Origin of the sequence: Georgenia daeguensis (genome assembly GCF_039537705.1) — a bacterium.
Classification (GTDB): domain Bacteria; phylum Actinomycetota; class Actinomycetes; order Actinomycetales; family Actinomycetaceae; genus Georgenia; species Georgenia daeguensis.
Window position 1 is genome coordinate 108,864 of record NZ_BAABBA010000011.1, and the last position, 20,534, is coordinate 129,397.

The 20,534-nt window shown below is 74.0% G+C and carries 18 protein-coding genes; 9 read left to right on the forward strand and 9 right to left on the reverse strand.

Going from position 1 to position 20,534, the window contains the following annotated elements; genetic code table 11:
- Positions 1 to 2: 2 nt before the first annotated feature.
- From ABD774_RS12450 to ABD774_RS12465, 4 genes are all read right to left on the reverse strand, one after another.
- On the reverse strand, positions 3 to 1,304 hold the full coding sequence (locus ABD774_RS12450) for an ABC transporter substrate-binding protein (protein ID WP_345041611.1): 1,302 nt from the start codon (positions 1,302 to 1,304) through the stop codon (positions 3 to 5).
- 76 nt (positions 1,305 to 1,380) lie between these two features.
- The gene (locus tag ABD774_RS12455; protein ID WP_345041613.1) at positions 1,381 to 3,000 is read right to left on the reverse strand and encodes an FAD-dependent oxidoreductase; all 1,620 of its coding nucleotides are present in this window, start codon (positions 2,998 to 3,000) and stop codon (positions 1,381 to 1,383) included.
- Positions 2,997 to 4,112, reverse strand: a complete 1,116-nt coding sequence (locus ABD774_RS12460; RefSeq protein WP_345041615.1) for a LacI family DNA-binding transcriptional regulator — start codon at positions 4,110 to 4,112, stop codon at positions 2,997 to 2,999. Before ABD774_RS12460 ends, ABD774_RS12455 begins: the two co-directional genes overlap by 4 nt.
- Before the next feature lie 341 nt (positions 4,113 to 4,453).
- Positions 4,454 to 4,648, reverse strand: a complete 195-nt coding sequence (locus tag ABD774_RS12465) for a hypothetical protein (protein ID WP_345041617.1) — start codon at positions 4,646 to 4,648, stop codon at positions 4,454 to 4,456.
- A 150-nt stretch (positions 4,649 to 4,798) separates the two neighbouring features.
- Here ABD774_RS12465 and ABD774_RS12470 point away from each other — a divergent pair, with 150 nt between their 5' ends.
- Both ABD774_RS12470 and ABD774_RS12475 read left to right on the forward strand, forming a co-directional pair.
- Positions 4,799 to 5,245 carry a MarR family winged helix-turn-helix transcriptional regulator gene (locus tag ABD774_RS12470; RefSeq protein WP_345041620.1) on the forward strand — a complete coding sequence of 149 codons (447 nt, stop codon included), beginning with the start codon at positions 4,799 to 4,801 and terminating at the stop codon, positions 5,243 to 5,245.
- Positions 5,242 to 6,591: an MFS transporter gene (locus ABD774_RS12475; RefSeq protein WP_345041623.1), complete on the forward strand. Its 1,350-nt coding sequence runs from the start codon at positions 5,242 to 5,244 to the stop codon at positions 6,589 to 6,591. The genes ABD774_RS12470 and ABD774_RS12475 overlap by 4 nt, the downstream gene beginning before the upstream one ends.
- 4 nt (positions 6,592 to 6,595) lie before the next feature.
- On the opposite strand, the gene manA is transcribed toward ABD774_RS12475, so the two are convergent.
- The 3 genes from manA to ABD774_RS12490 all read right to left on the reverse strand — a co-directional run bounded on the left by manA (position 6,596) and on the right by ABD774_RS12490 (position 9,048).
- Positions 6,596 to 7,804 carry a mannose-6-phosphate isomerase, class I gene (manA, locus tag ABD774_RS12480; RefSeq protein ID WP_345041625.1) on the reverse strand — a complete coding sequence of 403 codons (1,209 nt, stop codon included), beginning with the start codon at positions 7,802 to 7,804 and terminating at the stop codon, positions 6,596 to 6,598.
- A 238-nt stretch (positions 7,805 to 8,042) separates the two neighbouring features.
- A complete protein-coding gene (locus ABD774_RS12485; protein WP_345041627.1) occupies positions 8,043 to 8,525 on the reverse strand; it encodes an ATP-binding protein in 483 nt (160 codons plus the stop codon).
- 142 nt (positions 8,526 to 8,667) lie between these two features.
- Complete coding sequence (locus ABD774_RS12490) at positions 8,668 to 9,048, reverse strand: STAS domain-containing protein (RefSeq protein ID WP_345041630.1); 381 nt, start codon at positions 9,046 to 9,048, stop codon at positions 8,668 to 8,670.
- Between the two features lie 139 nt (positions 9,049 to 9,187).
- On the opposite strand from ABD774_RS12490, the gene ABD774_RS12495 reads away from it, so the two are divergent.
- Positions 9,188 to 9,661, forward strand: coding sequence for a heme-degrading domain-containing protein (locus ABD774_RS12495; protein ID WP_345041632.1), 474 nt, complete (start codon positions 9,188 to 9,190; stop codon positions 9,659 to 9,661).
- A gap of 15 nt (positions 9,662 to 9,676) precedes the next feature.
- Here the strand turns inward: ABD774_RS12495 and ABD774_RS12500 are convergent, their stop codons facing one another.
- A complete protein-coding gene (locus tag ABD774_RS12500) occupies positions 9,677 to 10,063 on the reverse strand; it encodes a hypothetical protein (protein ID WP_345041635.1) in 387 nt (128 codons plus the stop codon).
- Positions 10,064 to 10,190: 127 nt separating this feature from the next.
- Between ABD774_RS12500 and ABD774_RS12505 the strand changes: the two genes are divergently transcribed.
- Positions 10,191 to 11,117 carry a diacylglycerol/lipid kinase family protein gene (locus tag ABD774_RS12505; RefSeq protein WP_345041637.1) on the forward strand — a complete coding sequence of 309 codons (927 nt, stop codon included), beginning with the start codon at positions 10,191 to 10,193 and terminating at the stop codon, positions 11,115 to 11,117.
- A gap of 8 nt (positions 11,118 to 11,125) precedes the next feature.
- Here ABD774_RS12505 and ABD774_RS12510 read toward each other — a convergent pair whose 3' ends face one another.
- Positions 11,126 to 11,545 carry a MaoC family dehydratase gene (locus tag ABD774_RS12510; RefSeq protein WP_345041639.1) on the reverse strand — a complete coding sequence of 140 codons (420 nt, stop codon included), beginning with the start codon at positions 11,543 to 11,545 and terminating at the stop codon, positions 11,126 to 11,128.
- 135 nt (positions 11,546 to 11,680) lie between these two features.
- On the opposite strand from ABD774_RS12510, the gene ABD774_RS12515 reads away from it, so the two are divergent.
- The 5 genes from ABD774_RS12515 (at position 11,681) to ABD774_RS12535 (ending at position 20,009) form a co-directional block, all read left to right on the forward strand.
- On the forward strand, positions 11,681 to 12,271 hold the full coding sequence (locus ABD774_RS12515; protein WP_345041640.1) for an OsmC family protein: 591 nt from the start codon (positions 11,681 to 11,683) through the stop codon (positions 12,269 to 12,271).
- 71 nt (positions 12,272 to 12,342) lie between these two features.
- Complete coding sequence (locus ABD774_RS12520; RefSeq protein WP_345041641.1) at positions 12,343 to 13,602, forward strand: flavin-containing monooxygenase; 1,260 nt, start codon at positions 12,343 to 12,345, stop codon at positions 13,600 to 13,602.
- Positions 13,599 to 14,831 (forward strand): FAD-dependent monooxygenase, encoded by a 1,233-nt coding sequence (locus ABD774_RS12525; RefSeq protein WP_345041644.1) that lies wholly within the window; start codon positions 13,599 to 13,601, stop codon positions 14,829 to 14,831. Before ABD774_RS12520 ends, ABD774_RS12525 begins: the two co-directional genes overlap by 4 nt.
- Before the next feature lie 72 nt (positions 14,832 to 14,903).
- On the forward strand, positions 14,904 to 18,041 hold the full coding sequence (locus ABD774_RS12530) for an ATP-binding protein (RefSeq protein WP_345041646.1): 3,138 nt from the start codon (positions 14,904 to 14,906) through the stop codon (positions 18,039 to 18,041).
- 534 nt (positions 18,042 to 18,575) lie between these two features.
- Complete coding sequence (locus ABD774_RS12535) at positions 18,576 to 20,009, forward strand: S8 family serine peptidase (RefSeq protein ID WP_345041648.1); 1,434 nt, start codon at positions 18,576 to 18,578, stop codon at positions 20,007 to 20,009.
- Positions 20,010 to 20,534: the final 525 nt, after the last annotated feature.

Sequence of the window (20,534 nt, forward strand, 5' to 3'; positions counted from 1 at the left end):
GATCAGTCCTGCAGCAGCGGCTCGGCCGCGGCGCACACGTCGTTGAGGACGGCCTCGACGTCGGCGCCCTCGGTCCACAGCGCGTCCAGCTCACCGCGGACCGTGGTCTGCAGCTGGGCGAAGTTCGCGTGCGCGGGCTTCGTGGTGGCGTCCGTGATGCCCTCGACGACGACGGACTCCAGCTGCTCCTCGCTCAGCAGCGGGTTGGCGGTGCCGAGGGTCTCGGCGTTGAGCAGCGACTCGCGCGGCGGCGGGAAGTAGGTGGCCAGCTTCTCCGCGCTCTCCGGGGACGTGAAGTGTGCGAGGAAGTCGGCGGCGATCTCCGGGTTGTCGCCGTTCTCGAAGACGCCGATGCCCGCCTGCCCGATGATGTTCTGCTTGCCCGCGGGTCCCTCGGGGAGCGGGACGACGTCCCACTGGAAGCTGCCGTCGAGGGAGGAGGCGCGGGAGATCTGGGTGATGGTCATGGTGACGTCGCCGGCGAAGAAGTCGGCGCTGGTGCCCGGGCCGGGGATGGCGCCGTCGCCGAACGTGGCGTCGTGGATCCAGGTCATCGCCTCGACCATCTCCGGCTCGGTGAACGTGCACTGCGTGCCGTCCTCCGACCAGGGGGCGGCGCCCCAGCCGCCCCAGATCGTGGCGAGGTTCTCCCAGATGCTGTAGTTGAAGTCGCGGACGATCAGGCCGGACCCGCCCAGCTTCTCGGTGGAGGCGGCGGCGATGTCGCGGGCGGCGTCGTAGTTCCACCCGCCGTCGGCGACGAGGTCGGCCGGGTTCGGCTGGCCGGACTCGGCGATGCGGTCGGTGTTGACGAACATGACGAAGGGGGAGTTGGAGAACGGGTAGGCGTACAGCCCGTCCTCGGCGGACCACAGGTCCAGCGCCGTGGGAAGGATGTCGTCGAACTCGTAGCCGTCGGTGCCCTCGAGGGCCGGCTTGATGTCGGCCAGCGCGCCGGAGGAGACGAACTCGGGGGCGTTGGACTCGAAGATCCAGGCCAGGTCCGGGGTGTTGCCGCCGGCCAGCTGCGTCGTCAGGGTGGTGGTGTAGTCCTCGAACGGGACGGGCTCGAAGGTCACCGAGGAGACGAGGTCGGGGTTCTCCTCGACGTACTCGGCCGCGATCTCGTCGAACAGGGCGAGCTGGGACTCGTCGGCCGTCCAGACCGTCATGCGCAGGTCGACGGGACCGTCGGCGGCCGGCTCGGCGGAGGCGTCGTCGGAGCCTCCGCCGGAGCAGGCGGCGAGCGTGCCGGCCCCGAGCAGGAGCAGGGCGAGGGCTGGGACGGATCTGCGGTGAACCATGGAGACTCCTCTTCGGGGGGTGCGTCCGGCCGCGGCGCGGCCGGCTGAGCGCGGGGACTTGCGGGGGTCGGTGGCGTCAGTAGCCATAGACGCCGTCCGGCCAGTGCAGCTCGACGCCGTCGGCGACGAGGGCGGACTGCAGGTCGGCGACGAGCGTGGGGTCGGCGTGCACCTGGTGCGGTGTGGTGCCGGTCCTGAGGCACTCGGCGGCGAGCACGCCGGCGACCTCGCCGACGTTCCACTCCACGGGGTGCAGGCGGTAGCAGCCGTTCGTGATGTGCGTGGTGCCGATGTTCTTGCACCCGGCCAGCAGGTTGGACGTGGACCGGGGGATGAGGGCGCCGAGCGGGATCTCGAAGGGCTCCGCGCCGACGTCGATGTAGTTGTCGCCGCCGGTCGAGGGGTGCAGGTCGATGCGGTACATGCCGACGCCGACGCTGTCGGTGTAGCGGCGCGCGCCGTTCTCGCCGTTGGCGGCGAGGGAGACGTCCTGCTCCCGGATGGTCTCCAGCGCACGGATGCGTCGGCCCTCGCGGTGGTAGGGCGCCATGGCGAGGCCGTCGGCGGTGCCCATCACGTCCGGTCGCAGACGCAGCCCAGGCCAGCCGGTGCCGCCGTCGGGGCGGGGCGCCTCGGTCTGCATCCAGTAGAGCATCGAGAGGCTGAGCTGCTTGGCGTCATGGAGGCGCGCGGCCGCGACGTCGTGGGGGACGTCGATGACCTTCTCGTCGAAGTAGTCGATGCTCGGCCAGTTCACGAGGGTGATGTCGCTGGCGTAGGTGCCGGGCTCGAACAGGTCCCTGGCCGCGATGCGGCGGAAGGTCCACAGGTTGCCGTCGCCGGGGTTGAGGCTCTGGTCGGCGACGACCGCGAGGGCGTCGTCGCCGGGGTTCGGCTCGAAGACCCGCTCGACGATCTCCAGCGTGCGCGGGTGAGGCGCCTTCCAGCTGACGAGGTTGCCGCCCCAGAAGTCGGGTGCGACGCCCCGCCAGTAGTCGTACTGCTCGGGCCGGTCGATGGTGTGGTCGCCCTCGACGTGCTCGACGGCGAAGCACACGCTGACCGCCTGGATGTTGTCCGGCTGCGCCTCGGGCGGGGCGCTGGGCTCGCCGGTCTCGGCGGCCGACTCGAAGCCGGTGACGTAGTCCGTGCCGGTCAGCGGGAGCAGGTCGCCGGTCTCGGTCGCGTCGATGACGTAGTCGGCGGTGACAGTGGTCCGTTCGCCGCTGCGGACGTCCTCGAGGACGACGGCGCGGACGGTGCCGTCCTCGGTCGTGGCGTCTATCGGTCGGACGGGCTGGAGGACGCGGATCCGCCCGCCCGAGCGGAAGGGGGCGAGCATCTCGTCGATGACGGCGACGCCGACGCGGGGCTCGGTGCAGAGCTTGCTCACCCAGCCGGCGCCCGGGTTGAGATCCCGCTTCGCCGCCGCGGCCTCCGTGAGCGGGTAGTTGCGCCGGTAGTAGTCCCTGATGCCGTCCCGGAGCTGTCGGTAGCTGGCCGTGCAGCCGAAGTCCTCGATCCAGGGGTGCTCGTCCGGGGGGACCGCCTGGGACGTCAGCTGCCCGCCGAGCCAGTCGAACTCCTCGGTGAGGATGACCGAGGCGCCGTGCCGGGCCGCGGCCAGCGCAGCGGCGACGCCGCCGAGCCCGCCGCCGACGACGAGGACCTGGGTGTGTGCTTCCTGCACGCTCATGCCTTTCCGCTGGGTGCCGGCCGGTCGGCCGAAGAGTGTGGTGCCGGCGGTTGACCGGCCGCCTGGTGATAGGGCGCCACGGTGGAGCCGGTGACCACCGTGCAGGGGATCTGGACCTGCAGGTCGTCGTCCCCCTCGAGGGGCGTCAGCTGTCGCAGGACGATGCGCAGCGCCTCGGCGCCCATCTGTCGCCGGGGGATGAGGAATCCCGTCCAGTCGATCTCCTCGGGCTCGGCGTGCTCGGGGTCGCCGAGTCTGGCGATCGACAGGTCACCCGGGATGGTCAGGCCCCTCGCGAGGGCGGCGCGACGCAGAGGCGCCGCGAGGTCGGAGGAGACGACGGCGGCGGTGACGCCGCCTGCGCGCAGGGCGTCGAGCAGCTCGCCGGAGCTGAGGTCAGGTTCGTCGAAGGTGACCGGCTGCAGGCCGGCACGCACCATCGCGCGGCGGTAGCCGCGGGCGCGGTCCTCGATGGACTCGTGGCCGACGAACTCGTTGATCAGTGCGATGCGGCGGTGCCCGCTCGAGAGCAGGAGTTCCACCAGCTCGGCGGTGGCGACGTCGTAGGCGGCACCTGCGTACGGCACCCGGCCGCCCGGGGTCTCCCGGCGCCCGACCATCGCGAACGGGAAGTCCTGGCGCAGCAGCTCGGCGAGGTCCTCCTGGTGGCTGTGCCGGCCGAGAAGCACGCAGCCGTCAGCCACGCGCAGGCGGCCGACACCGCCGGAGGTGAGCAGCGGTCGCCCCGCGCCCGGCGCGGCGGAGGACCCGGACATGGACGTGAACATCAGCAGGTCCACGCCGGTGCGTTCCGCCTCGTTCTCCACGCCTTCGAGGAACGGGTGGTAGAAGTCGCTGGCGTCGTGGGGGAACACCGACTCGTAGGTGTAGACCCCCACGATCGACGCCCGCCCTCCCGCTAGCCGTTGCGCGAAGGGATTCGCTGCGTAGCCGGTGACCTCGATCGCCCGGAGGACGCGGTCACGCACCTCCTGGCTCACGCGGCGCTGCGCAGTGCCGGTGCCGGTGAGCACCATCGACACCGTCGTCTGGCTGACGCCGGCAAGACGTGCGACATCGGCCTGCGTCGCTCGCCGCGTCCTGGGGGTCATCGTCGGTCCCTCTCACGTAGTAGTGCGGGTCACTGAACTGGGTTTTGCGTAAAACGGCAAGGCCCTTCCCGTCTCAGAGTTGTCCCGGCCATAATCTGCCGCCCTCGCTCGGTCGCCAGCTGGGTGGTGCGCCACGGGGCATTGTTTTGCGCATGACGCGATCTGCTGGCCACCGGCACCACGCCGGGCCGGGCGGGCGCCTGGGTAGCTGCGTCGGGCGAGGTGCTCTCCGCGGTTCGTGCGAGGGCGTCCTCGGGCGCCACGCTCTCCGTCGCGGTGGAAGGCGGCCGCGTTCGAGGCCGCCTCCGCCCCTTCCGCCGGGTGGCGGGCTGCGGAAGGGGTCAGGCGTCCCGGGCGCCGACGAGCTGCGCCGTCGTCACGGAGCCGCTGTCCCCACCGAGGCCGCCGGAGGGCCGGGCGTCCCGCAGGATCACGACTGTCAGCGCCGCCGCGACCAGCAGGAAGACGACGGCGACGACGACCCAGAGCACGTCGTTCCGGCTCGGTCGCTCGGGGGAGCGGCGGGGCGGTGCCATCGCGCTCTCCTCTCCGCCGGACCGTCGGGTGCAGAGGCCCGACGGGTCCTGCTCACCCGAGTATCCACCCGGAAGCGAGGGGCGGGTGCGCGATCTCACCCGGTTAGGACTGGTAATTAGCATTGCTAATGACTTAGAGTAACTGATCGTATGAACAACACCGCGCCGAACCTCCGCCCCGACCGTCGCCCCGATCTGGCGACGAACCTGCGCATCGCCGTGCTGCGACTCTCGCGCCGGCTGCGCACGGAGTCGACACTCGAGGTCACCGAGGCGCAGCACTCCGTGCTGTCGGCGCTCTACCACCTCGGCCCGATGACGGCCGGCAAGCTTGCCGAGCACGACCACGTCCAGCGGCCCTCCATGACGCGCACGATCGCCTCCCTGGAGGAACGCGGCCTGGTCACCCGCGGCAGCGACCCGGCCGACAGGCGCTGCGTCGTCGTGACCACGACCGACGCCGGCAACGAGCTGGTCAAGGAGATCAAGCGGCGCCGCAACGCCTGGCTCGACAAGCGCCTGGCCAAGCTCACCCCCGCCGAGCGGCAGGTGGTGGGAGAGGCCGCCACGATTCTGCGAAGGATGGTGGAGGAATGAGTCGCACCTTCTACTCCCTCCGGTACTTCAACTACCGGCTGTGGTTCGTCGGCGCCCTGGTCGCCAACATCGGCACGTGGATGCAGCGCGTCGCCCAGGACTGGCTCGTGCTGGCCATCCTCCCCAACGGGTCAGGGGTGGACGTCGGCATCGTCACCGGCCTGCAGTTCCTGCCGATGCTCCTGCTCAGCCCGTACGCCGGGCTGCTCGCCGACCGCCTGAACCGGCGCAAGATGCTCATCGCCACCCAGGGGTCGATGGGCGTGCTCGCCGCCGCCCTGGGCGCGCTGGTCCTCGCCGACGCCGCACAGCTGTGGCACGTCTACATCTTCGCGTTCCTGCTGGGCGTGGCGGCGGCGCTGGACTCGCCCGTGCGCCAGACCTTCGTGGCCGAGATGGTCCCCGCCGCCGACCTGCCGAACGCCGTCGGGCTGAACTCCACCTCCTTCAACGCCGCCCGGCTCATCGGGCCGGGTGTGGCCGGCCTGCTCATCGCCGCGGTCGGGCCGGGCTGGGTCTTCGTCATCAACGCCGTCTCGTTCGGGGCGACGATCTTCTCCCTCACCCTCATGCGCACCCGGGAGCTGCACCCGATGCCGCACACCCGGCGGGGGAAGGGACAGGTGCGCGAGGGCATCGAGTACGTCCGCCGTCGCTCCGACATCCTGACCATCCTCGTGGTGGTCGGCGTGGTGGGGGCGTTCGGCCTGAACTTCCAGCTGACCTCTGCGGTCATGGCACGTGAGGAGTTCGGCCTCGGCGCGGGGCAGTACGGGGTCCTCGGCTCTATCCTGGCGATCGGCTCGCTCACCGGCGCGCTGATGGCGGCCCGGCGGAAGAACCCGCGGGTGGGGCTGGTGATCGCGGCAGCGCTGGCGTTCGGCGTCACGACGGGCGTCCAGGCGCTCGTGCCGACCTACGAGCTGTACGCCCTGCTGTGCATCCCGGTCGGGTTCTTCTCCCTGACGATGATGACGGCGGCGAACACCACGGTGCAGATGTCCACCGAGCCCGCCATGCGCGGCCGGGTGATGAGCCTGTACATGATGGTCTTCCTGGGGACGACGCCGATCGGCTCGCCGATCGTGGGCTGGGTGGCCGAGGCGTGGGGCCCCCGGTGGTCCGTGGGGGTGGGGGCGATCGCGTCGGTGATGGTCGCCGTCGTCGCTGCGCTGTGGGCGAAGCGGTCCTGGCACGTGACCGTGCACTACTCGCTGCGCAACCGGCCTCACCTCGTGGTGGAGGGACCCCGTGAACGGTCCGCCCAGCACGAGCGCGAGGAGCGGGACCACGCCCGGGCGGCGCTCGGCGCGCAGGAGGCCCGGCACGGGAGCGAGACGGCGTAGGACCCTACGGCACGTCCGCCTGCACGAGGGTGCCGGTGCCCCGCCCGCGCAGCGCACCCTCGTCGGCGCGGACGAAGTAGGCCTCGCCGCGCTCGAGCACCGCCGAGTCGGTCTCCGAGGTCACCTCGATCCGCCCGTCCAGGCACAGCAGCACCCGCGGGCCGCGGCCGGGCAGGGGGTGGGAGGGGCCGCCGTTGACGTCGGTGAGCGCGGTGACGGCGAGCTCGAAGTCGTCGACCGGGGCGTAGAAGACGCGGGTGGCGCCGTGGAAGACCTCCGGGGCGATGCGGATGGGCGGCGCGGCGACGTAGTCGACGCACTCGAGCATCTCGGGGACGTCGACGTGCTTGGGCGTCAGGCCCGCGCGCAGCACGTTGTCCGACGCCGCCATGAGCTCCACGCCCAGGCCCGCGAGGTACACGTGAACCCCGCCGGCCGGCACGAACAGCGCGTCGCCCGGCTGCAGCGTGACGGGGTTGAGCAGGAGCGAGACGACGACGCCCGGGTCGCCCGGGTAGGCCTCGGCGAGCCTGACCACGGTGTTGTCCGCGCGGGGCGACGGCGATCCGTCGGCGAGCCGGCGTGCGCAGGCCGCCGCCAGCTCCTGGACGGCGTCGTGGGAGGGGCGGGTCTCGCTGTCGAGGAGCCAGGTGAACGCGGCCCTGACGCCCTCCGCCGTCGGGTCCGCGCGAAGCGTGGCGTGCAGGCTCTGCGCGAGCGGCGTGTCGAGGTCCGCCAGCAGCTCGGCGGCACGGCGCGGGGCGCGGAAGCCGCACATCGCCCGGAAGGTGGTCAGCGCGAAGACGAGCTCGGGCTTGTGATTGGGATCGCGGTAGTTGCGGGTCGGGTCGTCCAGCGCGATGCCGGCCGCCGACTCCGCGGCGAAGCGCTCCCGGGCGCGCTCGAGGCTCGGGTGGACCTGCAGCGAGAGCGGCTTCGCGGGGGCGATCAGCTTGAGCAGGTACGGCAGCTGGGGCCCGAAGCGCGAGACGACGTCGTCGCCGAGCGCGCCGACGGGGTCGGCCGCGATGTGGGTGAGCAGGTCCGGGCCGGCGTCGCCGAAGACGGCCTCCAGGCGCGCGGGGCCGTCCGGATGGGCGCCGAACCAGAGCTCCGCGACGGGGCCGCCGCCGGGCTCCGCGCCCAGCAGGCCGGGGATGGCGTCGTGGGAACCCCACGCGTAGTCGCGCTCGACACCGACGATCCGCTGCACTCCAGCCCCTTCCGATCCTGTCCCGGCATCATATGGACGGCGAAGCGGCCCCGATGTGGAGATGGCCGGCGCGCGGCGGCGGATCCCTGGGTGAGTTCGGTCTCGTGGCCGGCGCCGGAATGGGTGCCACCGGCGCGTCGCCTCGTTCCGCAGCGGTGACACGCACCGAACGTCACGTCGCTCGGCGCGACTGGATGCGCAGCGGCAACATCCCGCGCGAGGAGGGCAGGGCCCTGGGTCAGGAGTCGGCGAGCTCCGCCCAGACGTGCTTGCGGGGCGTGCTGTTGGAGTCGACGTACCAGCCCCACCGCACCGACAGCATCGAGACGATCAGCAGACCGTTGCCGCCCGGCCGGCCCGGCACCGGCGCCTGCGGCCGGGGGGCCTGGTCCGCGCGCCCGTCCGCGACGTCGACCAGCCAGCCCGCCGCCAGGCGGTGCAGGCGCACGACCCCGGGCTGGACCCCGTACTTCAGCGCGTTGGTGGCGAGCTCGGTGGTGACCAGGGCGAGGTTGTGGTGGACCGCCGCGTCGTTCTTGCCGTCGTTGTTGAGCGCGGCGGACCGCGCCGCCGCCTCGGTGACCGAGCGGCGCAGCACGGGCAGCTCGTTCGCGTCGGTGAACTCCCAGCGTCCCGCCGGGCGCGCCGACCGGACGTCGGGCCGGAGGTCCGTCGCCGGGGGCGTGTGGTCGGGCTGGTCGGTGCGTGTGTGTCGGTCCATGATGTCGGTCTCTGGCGGTCGCGGCTCTCGTGACGGCGTCATGTGGATCCTGCTGCTTCGAGCGTAGTTCGGGGTCGGTCCGGTCGCCCTTCGAACGAGCGGTAAGTCCGGAATCTTCGGATTCTGCGCCGTGCTCACAGGCTCAGACGGCGTCGCGGTGGTCACCGAGCTCGACGAGGCCCGAGGCGGGATCGCCGTCGGGGAATCCGGGGTCGCTCTCGAGAACGTCCATGACCTCGTCGAGGCGCGTCACCTCGAGCAGGAACGTGACGAAGTCGGGGGGCTCGATCAGCCGCGGGCGAGTGACCGCACCCGTTGCGAGGTGGACGAGCTTGCTCAGGCCGCTGGAGTCGAGGAAGGTCACGTCGCGCACGTCGACGTCGACCGGCAGTCCCAGGACGAGGACCTCGTCCACCGCCGCGGACAGCTCGTCGGCCAGGCTCATGTCGACCTCGCCCGACAGCACCAGTCGGGTCCTGGTCGTGGAGGTACGTACGGTGACCTGCCCGATCGGCTCGCTCATGCCACTCCTTGCTGCTCTGGTGGCCCGTCCGGACCCGGTCAGTTCGTTCACCCTAGGGGCTCTGTCCCGCACCCGAAAAATGCTGGGCCGTCGGCGGCCTTCGCCCGAGGCCCACGGGCGGGCCGTACCCTGACGTGCCATGAGCTACCCGAGCGACCTGTACGAGCAGATCCTCGCCGAGGAGGCCGAGCTGCGCCTCGACTCGTTCGGAGTCGACGACGCCTGGGTGCTCGGCGCGCAGATGCGCCGGGTCGCCGCCGAGCGGAGCCTGCCCGTCGCGATCGGCATCGTCCTCGGGCAGCAGCGCGTCTTCCACGCGGCGCTGCCCGGCTCGTCCGCCGACAACGACGAGTGGCTGGCGCGCAAGACGGCGGTGGTCCTGCGCTACGGCCGCAGCTCCCTCGGCGTCGGCGAGCAGTTCCGCGTCCAGGGGAAGGACTTCGACGTCGACGGCCGGCTCGACACCGACCGGTTCGCCGCGCACGGGGGCGTCTTCCCGCTCGTGCTGCGCCGGGGCGGGGCGCTCCTGGGCGCGGTGGGGGTCTCCGGGCTGCCGCAGCGGGACGACCACGCGTTCGTCGTGGAGCAGCTGCGGAACTTCATCGCGGCGTAGCGCTCCGGGGGCGCCTCACCCGTCGTGCCCGAAGATGAACGCCTTCGCGTGCGCGACGGCCTTGCGGAAGGCGTCGTTGCGCAGCGTGACCTGGTCCTCCGTGAGCGCCCCGCCGGCCTCCACGTACTCCGTGACGCCCGGGCGCAGCACCCAGATGTCACCGGCCGGCGGCAGGTAGAAGACCCCGAACGAGCGGTGCCGGCCGTCCTCGTCGGCCCAGATCGGCACGACGGCCACCGCGGCCCCGGTGTCGACGTTGACCCACTGCGCACGAGGCCGGGGCTGCTCCTCGAAGAACACGCCAGGGTCCAGGAACGGGGCGGAGCCCTTTCCCCACTTCTCCTCGAAGCGCTCGTGGAAGATCGGGAACAGTGTCGCGTCGTACCGACGCCAGCTGGTCATGGTCCTCTCCTGCGGGTGACGAGACGGTGGCAATGTAGATAGCACCGGCCGGGCGCCGTCGCCAGGGTTACGGAGCCGGGACGCAGTTCGCTGGGCGGACGGCCCTGGTGCGCGCCAGACTGGCGCCATGACCGCCTCCCGCTCCTTCCTCGTCCTGGCGAACAGCGCGGCGGGGTCGGCCGACGACGCCGCCGTCGACGCCGCCCTCGCGGTGCTCCGCGCCGGCGCCGAGGTGGAGGTGGTCGTCCCGGAGGGGCCGGAGGAGATCCGCACGGCGCTCCGCCACGCGGCCGGGCGGGAGGTCGTCGTGCTCGGCGGCGACGGGTCGGTCCACGCGTGCGTCGACGCGCTCCTCCACCTCGGGCTGCTCGACGCGACCGGTCCGGTCTCGGTCGTGCCGCTCGGCACCGGCAACGACCTCGCCCGTGGCCTCGGGCTCCCGCAGGACCCCGAGGAGGCCGCGCTGGTCGCGCTCCAGGGCGTCCCGCAGCCCATGGACCTCCTGCTCGACGACGAGGGCGGCATCGTCGTCAACGTCGTCCACGCCGGGGTCGGGGCGGAGGCGACCGCCGGCGCGGAGGAGATCAAAGGCGCGCTCGGCACGGCGGGGTACGCGCTCGGCGCGGTCCGGGCGGGCGTCTCCACGACCGGCTGGTGCCTGCGCGTGACCGTCGACGACGAGGTCGTCCACGACGGCAAGGAGCCTCTGCTCATGGTGACCGTCGGCCTCGGCAGCTCCATCGGCGGTGGCGCCAGGGCCGTGCCCCAGGCCCAGCAAGGGGACGGGGTCGCCGACGTCGTCCTCGCGGCGGCCACCGGGCCCGTGGCCCGGGCGGCCTTCGCCCTGCAGCTGCGCGGCGGGCACCACATCGGGCGCAAGGACGTGCGCACCGTGCGCGGCCGCAAGGTCACCGTCGAGGCGGTCGACGACGACAACGCCTTCCGCGTCAACGCCGACGGCGAGGTGGCCGGTCCGATGAGGTCCCGCACGTGGACTGTCCTGCCCCAGGCGTGGTCGTGCCGCGTGCCCGCGGGAGCCCCGGCCGGCGCCTGACCGCCGGCTCAGGACGTGGCCGCGGCGACGGCCGGGTCCCGCCAGACCACCGCCGTGCCGTCCAGCACCACGGTGCCCGAGCCGTCGGTGACCGTCGTGCGCAGCTCGGTGACGGGCTTGTCGCTGCGGACCGCCGTCACGACCACCTCCGCCGTGATCGTGTCCCCGGGCCGCACCGGCGCGCGGAAGGACCAGTCGGTGCGCAGGAAGACGGATCCCGGCCCCGGCAGGTCCGTCGCGACGACGGCGTTGAGCAGCCCCGAGGTCACGCCGCCCTGCACGACGATCCCGCCGAACCGGCTCCTCGCGGCGAGGTCCGGGTCGGTGTGCAGCGGGTTCCGGTCCCCGGTCATGCGGGCGAACAGCTCGATGTCCTCCGCCGTGACCGTGCGGGTGCGCCGGGCGCTGTCGCCCACGTGGATCACCATCGCCGCACCGTGCACCGGCGGCCTTCCCCGCGCCTTCCCGGCCGTGCGTGCGGCGCGGCGTCCCGGGAAGGTCGGGGGAAGGTCCGGTTCCTAGCGTCGTCTCCCGTCATGGCCCGACGACCAAGGAGAGACGACATGACGACGACCAGCCAGGACCGCGCCGCGATGAACGGCGTCGACGTCCCGGTCCTGTTCGCGACCCTCGACCTCGTGCGTGAGCAGCAGGAGCTCGGCGAGTTCCAGTTCCGCGCACGGAACGAGTGGGTCAGCGGCACGCACAACCGCACCTTCGTCGACGGCTTCTACGGGGCCGGGCAGGAGGACGCCACCCGCGACCGCCCGTTCGTGCTCGACGCGGACCACCCCGCCGTGCTGGTGGGGCAGGACCACGGCCCCACCGCCGTGGAGTACCTGCTCCACGCGATCGCCGCCTGCCTCACGCACGGCATCGCGAACGTGGCCGCGGCGCGCGGGATCGAGCTGCACCGGGTGGCCTCGACGGTCGAGGGGGACATCAGCCTCCTGGGCATGCTCGGCATCGACACCGGCGTCCGCAACGGCTACCGCCAGATCCGCGTGCACTTCGAGATCGAGGGCGACGCCACCGCCGAGCAGCTCGAGGCCGTCGTGCGGCGCTCGCAGGACCGCTCCGCGGTCTACGACGTGCTCACCCACGGCACCGACGTCGTCGTCGACGTCCACGCCAGCCCCGACGAGACCCGCTAGGCGCACCCCCACCGGCACGGGACGGGCAGACCCCGCCCCGTGCCGATCGAGAGAGATGACGAGGAGAACTCATGCTGACGACCACGGTCGTCGTCATCGGCGGAGGGCAGGCCGGACTGGCCGTCAGCCGCCTGCTCACCGAGCTGCGCGTCGACCACGTCGTGCTCGAGCGCGGCACGCTCGCCCACCGGTGGCGCACCCGCGGCTGGGACAGCCTCACGCTGCTGACCCCGCGGTGGTTCAGCCACCTGCCCCACTGGCGGTGGACCGGTCCCGACCCGCACGGCTACATGAGCCGCCACGAGCTGGTCGGGTACCTCGAGGACTACGCGCTGTCCTTCGCGGCGCCGGTGGCCGAGCACACCGAGGTGCTCGGCGTGCGCCGTGACCTCGGCCGCTTCCTGATCTCCACGACCACCGGGTGCTGGCGCGCCGACGACGTCGTGCTCGCCACCGGGCACAACGCCCTGCCGCGCGTCCCGGGGGTCGCGGCGGGGCTCGGCGACGGCGTCGTCCAGGTTGCCTCGGACGACTACCGCAACCCGGCGGGCCTTCCCGAAGGCGGAGTCCTGGTGGTCGGTGCCTCCGCCAGCGGGACCCAGATCGCCGACGAGCTGGGCGCCGCCGGGCGCGAGGTGGTCCTCGCCGTCGGCCGCCACACGCGGGTCCCGCGGCGCTACCGCGGGCGGGACGTGGTCGAGTGGCTCAGCCGCACCGGCGCCATGGACCGTCCTCGGGCGTCGCTGCCCGACCCGGCCCGCCCGCCGCACGAGCCGTCGATGCAGCTGGTCGGCAGGCCGGACCTGCGGGAGCTGGACCTCGCGAGCCTGCAGTCCCGGGGCGTCGTGCTCGCCGGGCGGCTCGCCACGGCCGACGGCGAGCGGGTCACCTTCGCGCCGGACCTGCCGGCGACGGCGGCGCAGGCCGACGACCGCTTGCGCCGGCTACTGGGCCGGATCGACGCCGTCGCCGACCGCGACGGGGCGGAGCCCGCGCCCGGTGACGTGGTGCGGCCGGCCCGCACGGACGGCGCGCCGACGCGGCTCGACCTGCGCGCCCGGGGCATCTCGACGGTCGTGTGGGCCACCGGCTACCGGCGCGCCCACCCCTGGCTGCACCTGCCCGTGCTCGGAGCCGACGGCGACGTCGTCCACGACGCGGGCCGCACGGCCGTCCCCGGGCTGCACGTGGTCGGCGCCGCCTGGCAGACCCGGCGCAGCTCGGCCCTGCTCGGCGGCGTGCGGCACGACGCCGCCCTGGTCAGCGCGGCCATCGCGACCCGGCACCGGGTGCAGGTCGGCGCCGACGCGCTGGTGGGGGTTGAGCCGTGAGGTGGGACGTGATCGTGGTCGGCGGCCGGGTGGCGGGCGCGGCCACCGCGATGCTGCTGGCCCGCGGCGGCCTGCGGGTGCTGTGCCTCGAGCGCACCCGGCTGGGCAGCGACACCCTGTCCACGCACGCGCTCATGCGGGCCGGCGTGCTGCAGCTGAGCCGCTGGGGCCTGCTCGACGACGTGGTCGGTGCCGGCGTGCCGCCGGTGCACCGGGTGGTGTTCCACTACGGCTGGGACTCGACCACCGTCACCGTGAGGCCCGGCGCCGGCGTCGACGCCCTGTACGCGCCGCGCCGCACCTTCCTCGACGCCCTGCTGGTGCGCAGCGCCGTGGCCGCCGGCGCTCGGGTCGAGCACGGCGCGACCGTGACCGGGCTGCTGCGCGGGGACGACGGTGCCGCCATCGGCGTCGTCGTGCGCGGCCGGGACGGGGTCCGGGAGGAGCACGCCCCGCTGGTGGTGGGGGCCGACGGGCTGCGCTCGCTGGTCGCGGCCGCGGTCGGCGCCGCCGTGCGCTGGCAGGGGCGCGACGCGGCCGACTCCACGTACGGCTACCTCGCGGTGCCGGCCACCGGCTACGAGTGGTACTACGACGAGGGCTGCGGGGGCGGTCTCATCCCCACCAACGACGGCCTCACCTGCGTGTTCGCAGGCTCCGCGGCCGGCGGGCGCGCCGCGGGGCACGGAGCCGGGCACCCAACCGGGTACGCGGCCGGGCACGTCCCGGCTGGAGCGCCGGCCCCGCCCGGGCGGCGCGCTCCTCGGCCCGCGGCCTCGGCCGGCGAGGACCCGTGGGCAGGGACGTCCGTGCCGCCGGCCCTCGCGGAACGGATCGCCGGGCTGCCCCTCGTCGGCCGGCTCCGGCACGTCCCCGGTGTCCCGGGCTTCCTCCGCTCCGCGGCCGGGCCGGGCTGGGCGCTCGTGGGCGACGCGAGCGGCTGGAAGGACCCGCTCAGCACCCACGGCATGACCGACGCGCTCAGGGACGCCGAGCTGCTCGCCCGCGCGCTGCTCGCCGCACCGGAGCCGGGACCGAGGCAGCGCGAGGCGCTCGCGGAGTACGAGGCCACCCGCGACCGGCTGACCGTCCCGCTCCTCGAGGCCACCGAACCCATCGTGGGCTTCCGGTGGGACCTCGCGGAGGTCCAGGGACTCCTGCGCGGCCTCGCGGCGGCGATGGCGGACGAGGTCGACGTGCTGCTCGCCCTCGACGTCGCGACGGTGTGAGGGACCCGTTCCCCACCCTTCCTGCCCACCCTGGCCCGGACGTACCATGCAGGGGCTCGGATCGAGGTGGCGGTGGACGTCAGAATCACGCTGCTCGGCGGCTTCTCGCTCGACGTGGACGGGGAGCCGGTGCCCCGCGCCTCGTGGTCCCGCCGGCCCGCCGCCCACCTGGTGCAGCTCCTCGCCCTGGCCCCCGGTCACCGCCTGCACCGGGAGCAGGTCATGGACGCCCTCTGGCCGGAGGCGGACGTCGTCGCCGCCGCGCCGCGCCTGCACAAGGCGGCGCACTACGCCCGGCGGGCCATGGGTCACCCCGACTCGCTGGTCCTGCAGGACGAGCTCGTCGAGCTGTGGCCGGGTGCCGAGGTCGCCGTCGACGCCGAGACCTTCGAGCGTGCCGCCACGGACGCCCTGGGAAGGGGCGACCCGGACGCCTGCGGTCGGGCCGCCGACCTCAGCACCGGAGAGCTGCTGCCCGGCGAGCCCTACGAGGAGTGGGCGGAGGAGCCGCGCGAGCGCCTGCGCGCCCTGCGCCTGGACGTGCTGCGCGCCGCCCGCCGCTGGGCCGCAGTGGTCGACGCCGACCCCGCCGACGAGGACGCCCACCTCCACCTCGCGGCGGACGCCATGCGTGCGGGCGACCCGGCCACGGCCCTGCGCCAGCTCGAGCGGCTGGAGCGCGCGCTGCGCCGCGAGCTCGGGGCGGCGCCCGGACCGCGGGCCCACGCGCTGCGGCAGAAGGCCATCGAGCAGTTCCGTGGCTCCGCCGTCGTCCCGGTCAGGGAGACCGACCTCGTGGGCCGGGACGACGAGCTGGCCCGGCTGGACCGGCTCCTGGGAGCGGTCCAGCGCGGACGCGGGCAGGTGCTGTTCGCCTCCGGTCCGCCCGGGATCGGCAAGTCGGCGATGCTGGTCCGGCTCGAGCGCGGGGCGTCGGCGCGCGGCATGCGGGTCGGGGCCGGGCTGGCGGCGCGGACCGCCGCGGACTGGCCCTACGCCCCGGTGCTCGAGGCGCTCTCGGACCTGTGCCGCCACCACCCGGCCCTCCTCGACGGGCTGCCGGACCCGTTGCGCGAGGAGATCGAGCGCGCCATGTCGGGCCGGCACCAGGAGTGGGACGGTGCCGGCGGCCACCAGCGTCTCTACGTGGCCGCCGTCGAGCTGCTCCGGCTGGCCGCCGCCGGGAACGGCGCGGTGCTGACGATCGACAACGTCGACGAGGCCGACGTCGCCAGCCTGCGGCTGCTGCACCACCTCGCTCGGGCGACGGCGGGGGAGAAGGTGCTGGTCGCCGTCGCCCACGGCACGGGGCCGCCGCCGGCGCTGGCCCAGGTCCGCGCGAGCCTGCTCGCCCGGGACCAGGCCACGACGCTGGACCTGCGGCCGCTCAGCCCGTCAGCCTCCCGCGCGCTGGTCTGCCAGCACGTCGACGACCCCGCGATGGTGGAGGCGCTGGTCGAGACGGGCGACGGCGTGCCGTTCGCCCTCGTCGAGACGGCGCGGGCCGCCGCCCGGGGGGAGAGGGACCCGTGGAGCGCGGTCCTCGCGCCGCGCGGGGTGCCCGCCGCCGTGCTCGACACCCTGGCGTGCGCGGCGGTCCTCGGCAACGAGTTCGACGCCGACGAGCTGGCCGCCGTCGCCGGCCTGGACGAGGACGGCGTCGGCGACGCCGTCCGGGCCGGCGTCACCCACGGGCTGCTCGTGCGCACCGCCACCGGGCTGGCCTTCCGGCACGGGATGCTGCGCGACCAGCTGCGTGCGCGCCTCGACGGGCCCGCCCACCGGGCCGTGCAGCTGCGTGCCGCGCGGGCCGTCGAGTCCGCGGGCGGCTCGGCCGCCCGCATCGCTCACCACCTCGTCGAGGCCGGCCGGCCGGAGGAGGCGGTGCCCTGGGCGCTGACCGCCGCCGAGACCCATGCCGCGCTCGGCGCCTACCGGGACGCCCTCGCCCTGCTGGACCGGGTGCGCCCGGCCGCCACGGGAGAGCAGCTCGCCAGGCTGCTCGCCCTGCGGGCCGCCCTGCTGAGCGCCGCCGGGCACCCGGACGCCGTCGACGCGCACCGCGAGGCGCTCGCGCACGCCACCGACCCCGCGTCGGTGCGGGAGCTGCGCACCAACCTCTCGAAGGCGGCGCTGCTGGGCGGCGACCTGGAGACCGCCACCATCTCGCTGGAGGGCCTCGAGCTCGACGGCCGCGACCAGCGGGCGGACGCCGAGCTGCTCATCGCCCGCGGGCACGTCCACCTCTTCTCCGGCGACCTCCACGCCGCCCGGGAGGACGCCGAGCTCGCCAAGCGGCACGTCCTCCTGGCGGCCGGCTCGCCCACGGCGGCGTTCGACCTGGTGTCGTTCGAGGCCCTGCTGGCCCACTATGACGGGAAGTTCTTCCACCGCCTGCACTCCGAGCTGCGGCGCGGCGCGGAGCGGCCCCAGCTGGTCACCGGCATCTTCGACTCCCACCTGTGCGTGGCGGAGTACGTCCTGTACGGACCGACGCCGTACGAGGAGGTCATGGCGCTCGCGGACTCCCTGCGCGAGTCGGCCGAGAGGTCCGGGGTGCGCCGCGCCGTCGCGTTCGCCGCCACGCTCGGCGGGGAGGCGGCCCTGCTCCAGGGCGACCTCGAGGCCGCCGACCGCCGGCTGAGCGAGGCGGTCGAGCTCCACCACGGCACCGGCTCGCTCGTGGGGGAGTCGCACTCGCTGCAGCGTCTCGCCGAGGTCCGCATGGTCACCGGCGACCGCCCGTCGGCGCGCCGGCTCCTCGCGCGGTCGCTGCCGCTGGCGCGCTGGTCGCACATGGCCCGGTGCCTGCTGCCGCCGATCTATGGCACCCAGATCCAGCTCGCGGCCGGCGACGGCCAGGTCGCCGTCGTCGATGAGGCGGTGACCGCCATGGGCGCCGACGACCACTGCTTCTTCTGCTCGATCATGCTCGAGCTGCCGGCGGCCACGGCCTACGCCGACGCGGGCGACCTCGTCGCCGCCCGCCGCCACCTCGAGGCCGCCGAGTCCTCGGCGGCCCGGTGGGACAGCATCGGCTGGAACGCCGCCGTGCTCGAGGCCCGCGCACACGTGGCGGCCGCGGAGGGCGACCGGTCGGCCGCCGCGGGCATGCGCGCCCGTGCGGCTGACATGTTCACGCTGGCAGGCCAGGAGCTCGACGCCCGGCGGCTGCGCCACGGTGCAGCCGACGTGCCGCGAAGCGCCTGAGCCGCGCGCCCCCGCCCGCCCCGCCGCTCCGGCCGTCCCGACGGCGCAGCCGCCGGTCCGCTCGCTCCTCGCGGTCGCGCCGCAGCGCCCAGGCCACGTCCTCGGGGTAGCCCGCGAAGTCGTGCTCCATGGCCCGCCGCGACAGCTCTGCCGCGACCATCAGCTCGGGTCCCATCCTCGGTCCCTCCGTGCCTCGTCCGCCGCATCGCTACGGCTGCCGCCACCGTCGGCGGCTGGACGACGGTAGAACGCAGGCCCTTCCCCGAACCTTCCACGGTGCCGACCGGCCCGGGGGATGGACGCGCGGTCGCGACGGCGGACGGAAGGTTCCCGCAACCGCCCCCTTCAGCCCGGCGCCGGCTGGCGCGGTCGTCGTCGCGAGCGGCGGGCGCCCTCGTCGCGCCCCATGGCGACGGCGGACCGGGGGAGCCGTTCCTGTGAGCCGTGTCACCGGCCGGCGGTACGCTCGGCACGTTCACCGACGACCCCGTCCGGTCCGAAACTCCGGCGGGACCCCAGCAGAAGGACCACTTCATGCGCCGTGCACTGACCGGGCTCGCCTCGCTCGCCGCCCTGACCATCGCCGCGATCCCCGCCGCCCAGGCTGCGGGCCCGCAGATCGGGGTGAACATCGTCCTGAGCACCGACCTCACGCCGCGCGTCGAGCGCGAGCTGCGGGCGTTCGGCACGATCAACGAGACCTACCCCGAGATCGACGCGCTGACGATGAAGATCGCCGCCGCGGATCTCGCCGACGTCCAGGCGCTGCCGTTCGTCAAGGCGGCCAACGAGGACGTGCAGTTCGTCGGCAAGCCCGTGGCGCCGTCGCCGTTCACCAGCACCGTCGACGGCATCGCGACCTGGAACACCGACCAGATCGACGTCTACGACCAGGGCTCCCCGGACGTCCGCGAGGTGCCGCAGACCGGGGAGGGCGTCTACGTCGCCGTCCTCGACACCGGCCTGCACTCGAGCTGGCCCCAGTACTTCGGCACCGAGGCGGTCGCCGCGGACCTGGGCGTCGCCTTCGGCGGCGGTGGCGGCGAGAAGGGCTCCATCTCCTCGCAGCCCAACAAGTGGTCCACCGACCAGAACGGCCACGGCACCCACGTGACGAGCTCGATCCTGGGCTACAACCTCGGTGGCGTGCCCGTCGCCGGCGTCGCCCCCGAGGCCACGGTCATCCCGGTGAAGGTGCTCAACCAGAACGGCTCCGGCTGGTCCTCCATGGTGGCCGCCGGCATCGACTACATCACCGACCTGAAGGTCTCGGGCGCCCTCGGTGACTCTCCGGTGGTCATCAACATGTCCCTCGGCGGTCCGGCTCCGGACGCGCTGACCGAGGCCGCCGTCGCGCGCGCCGTCGCCAACGATGTGCTGATCGTCGCCTCGGCCGGCAACAGCGGCGAGGCCGGCATGGGCTACCCCGGCGCCTACGAGGACGTCATCTCCGTGGCCGCCTCGGGCTGGACCGGGCAGTGGACCTCGGGCTCGTGGTGGAACACCGGCGACGTCGCCGACCCCACCTCGGCCGAGGACGCCTACATCGCCGACTTCTCGTCCCGGGCCCTGGCGGGCCAGGACCTCGACATCGCGGCTCCCGGCTCCTGGGTCGTGGGTCCGTACCAGCTGAACTCCCAGCTCAGCTACTACTTCCTCAGCGGCACGTCGATGGCCTCGCCGCACGTGGCGGGCGCCGTCGCGCTCATGCTCGAGGCGAACCCCGGTCTCACGCAGGGCGAGGCCGAGGCGGCGCTGGAGGCGACGGCGGTGCCGCTCGGCGCCGGGTCGCGACAGGTGCCGGACCCGACGGGCGCCACGACGACCGTCACGTGGGGCGCGGACGCCACCGGCGCCGGCCTCATGGACGTGCCCGCCGCGATCGGCGCGGTCACCGGAGCGGACGTGGCCGAGGAGACCGCCGCCACCACGACGGGCCGCGACTCCGCCCCGGGCCGCAACCGCTGACAGACCGTCCGTCCCGGCACCGCGCTCGTCCGTCCCGGCACCGCGCTCGTCCGCCCTGGCGCCGGTCGCTCGACGTCGGTCGGCCCGCACCGGGCCGGCCGACGACGCGGCCACGTCCGGGTGGCGCAACGACGCCCGGGTGTGGTGGCCACACCCGGGTGTCGCGGGCGACACCGGGTGTCGTGGCCACGCCGGGTGTCGCGGGCGACACCCGGGTGTCGTGGCCGCGCCCGCGGCCGCGTGCTGTGGCCAATCCTGCGCATCGCCGTCCGGCCGAGATCACTCTTTCGGCCGGTGTGAGGCCCGCGGGAACAGTGCCACCCTTTCTCGCGCCAGTCGTGCGCCGATCACATCCGCGAGCGCCGATCACATCCGCGAGCGCCGATCACATCCGCGAGCGCCGGTCACATCCGCCAGCGGCGGTGCACGGGTGCATGCGCGGTTCGCACCAGTCGTGCTGGGCTCACAGGCGTGAGCGAGGCCGAGCCGGTGCAGCCGCGGCTCGCACGAGTTGTGCGGGGCTCG

Excerpts from the sequence above, each read along its gene's own strand:
- ABD774_RS12450 (WP_345041611.1), bottom strand. The coding sequence starts at position 1,304 with ATGGTTCACCGCAGATCCGTCCCAGCCCTCGCCCTGCTCCTGCTCGGG.
- ABD774_RS12455 (WP_345041613.1), bottom strand. The coding sequence starts at position 3,000 with ATGAGCGTGCAGGAAGCACACACCCAGGTCCTCGTCGTCGGCGGCGGG.
- ABD774_RS12460 (WP_345041615.1), bottom strand. The coding sequence starts at position 4,112 with ATGACCCCCAGGACGCGGCGAGCGACGCAGGCCGATGTCGCACGTCTT.
- ABD774_RS12465 (WP_345041617.1), bottom strand. The coding sequence starts at position 4,648 with ATGGCACCGCCCCGCCGCTCCCCCGAGCGACCGAGCCGGAACGACGTG.
- ABD774_RS12470 (WP_345041620.1), top strand. The coding sequence starts at position 4,799 with ATGAACAACACCGCGCCGAACCTCCGCCCCGACCGTCGCCCCGATCTG.
- ABD774_RS12475 (WP_345041623.1), top strand. The coding sequence starts at position 5,242 with ATGAGTCGCACCTTCTACTCCCTCCGGTACTTCAACTACCGGCTGTGG.
- ABD774_RS12485 (WP_345041627.1), bottom strand. The coding sequence starts at position 8,525 with ATGGACCGACACACACGCACCGACCAGCCCGACCACACGCCCCCGGCG.
- ABD774_RS12490 (WP_345041630.1), bottom strand. The coding sequence starts at position 9,048 with ATGAGCGAGCCGATCGGGCAGGTCACCGTACGTACCTCCACGACCAGG.
- ABD774_RS12495 (WP_345041632.1), top strand. The coding sequence starts at position 9,188 with ATGAGCTACCCGAGCGACCTGTACGAGCAGATCCTCGCCGAGGAGGCC.
- ABD774_RS12500 (WP_345041635.1), bottom strand. The coding sequence starts at position 10,063 with ATGACCAGCTGGCGTCGGTACGACGCGACACTGTTCCCGATCTTCCAC.
- ABD774_RS12505 (WP_345041637.1), top strand. The coding sequence starts at position 10,191 with ATGACCGCCTCCCGCTCCTTCCTCGTCCTGGCGAACAGCGCGGCGGGG.
- ABD774_RS12510 (WP_345041639.1), bottom strand. The coding sequence starts at position 11,545 with ATGGTGATCCACGTGGGCGACAGCGCCCGGCGCACCCGCACGGTCACG.
- ABD774_RS12515 (WP_345041640.1), top strand. The coding sequence starts at position 11,681 with ATGACGACGACCAGCCAGGACCGCGCCGCGATGAACGGCGTCGACGTC.
- ABD774_RS12520 (WP_345041641.1), top strand. The coding sequence starts at position 12,343 with ATGCTGACGACCACGGTCGTCGTCATCGGCGGAGGGCAGGCCGGACTG.
- ABD774_RS12535 (WP_345041648.1), top strand. The coding sequence starts at position 18,576 with ATGCGCCGTGCACTGACCGGGCTCGCCTCGCTCGCCGCCCTGACCATC.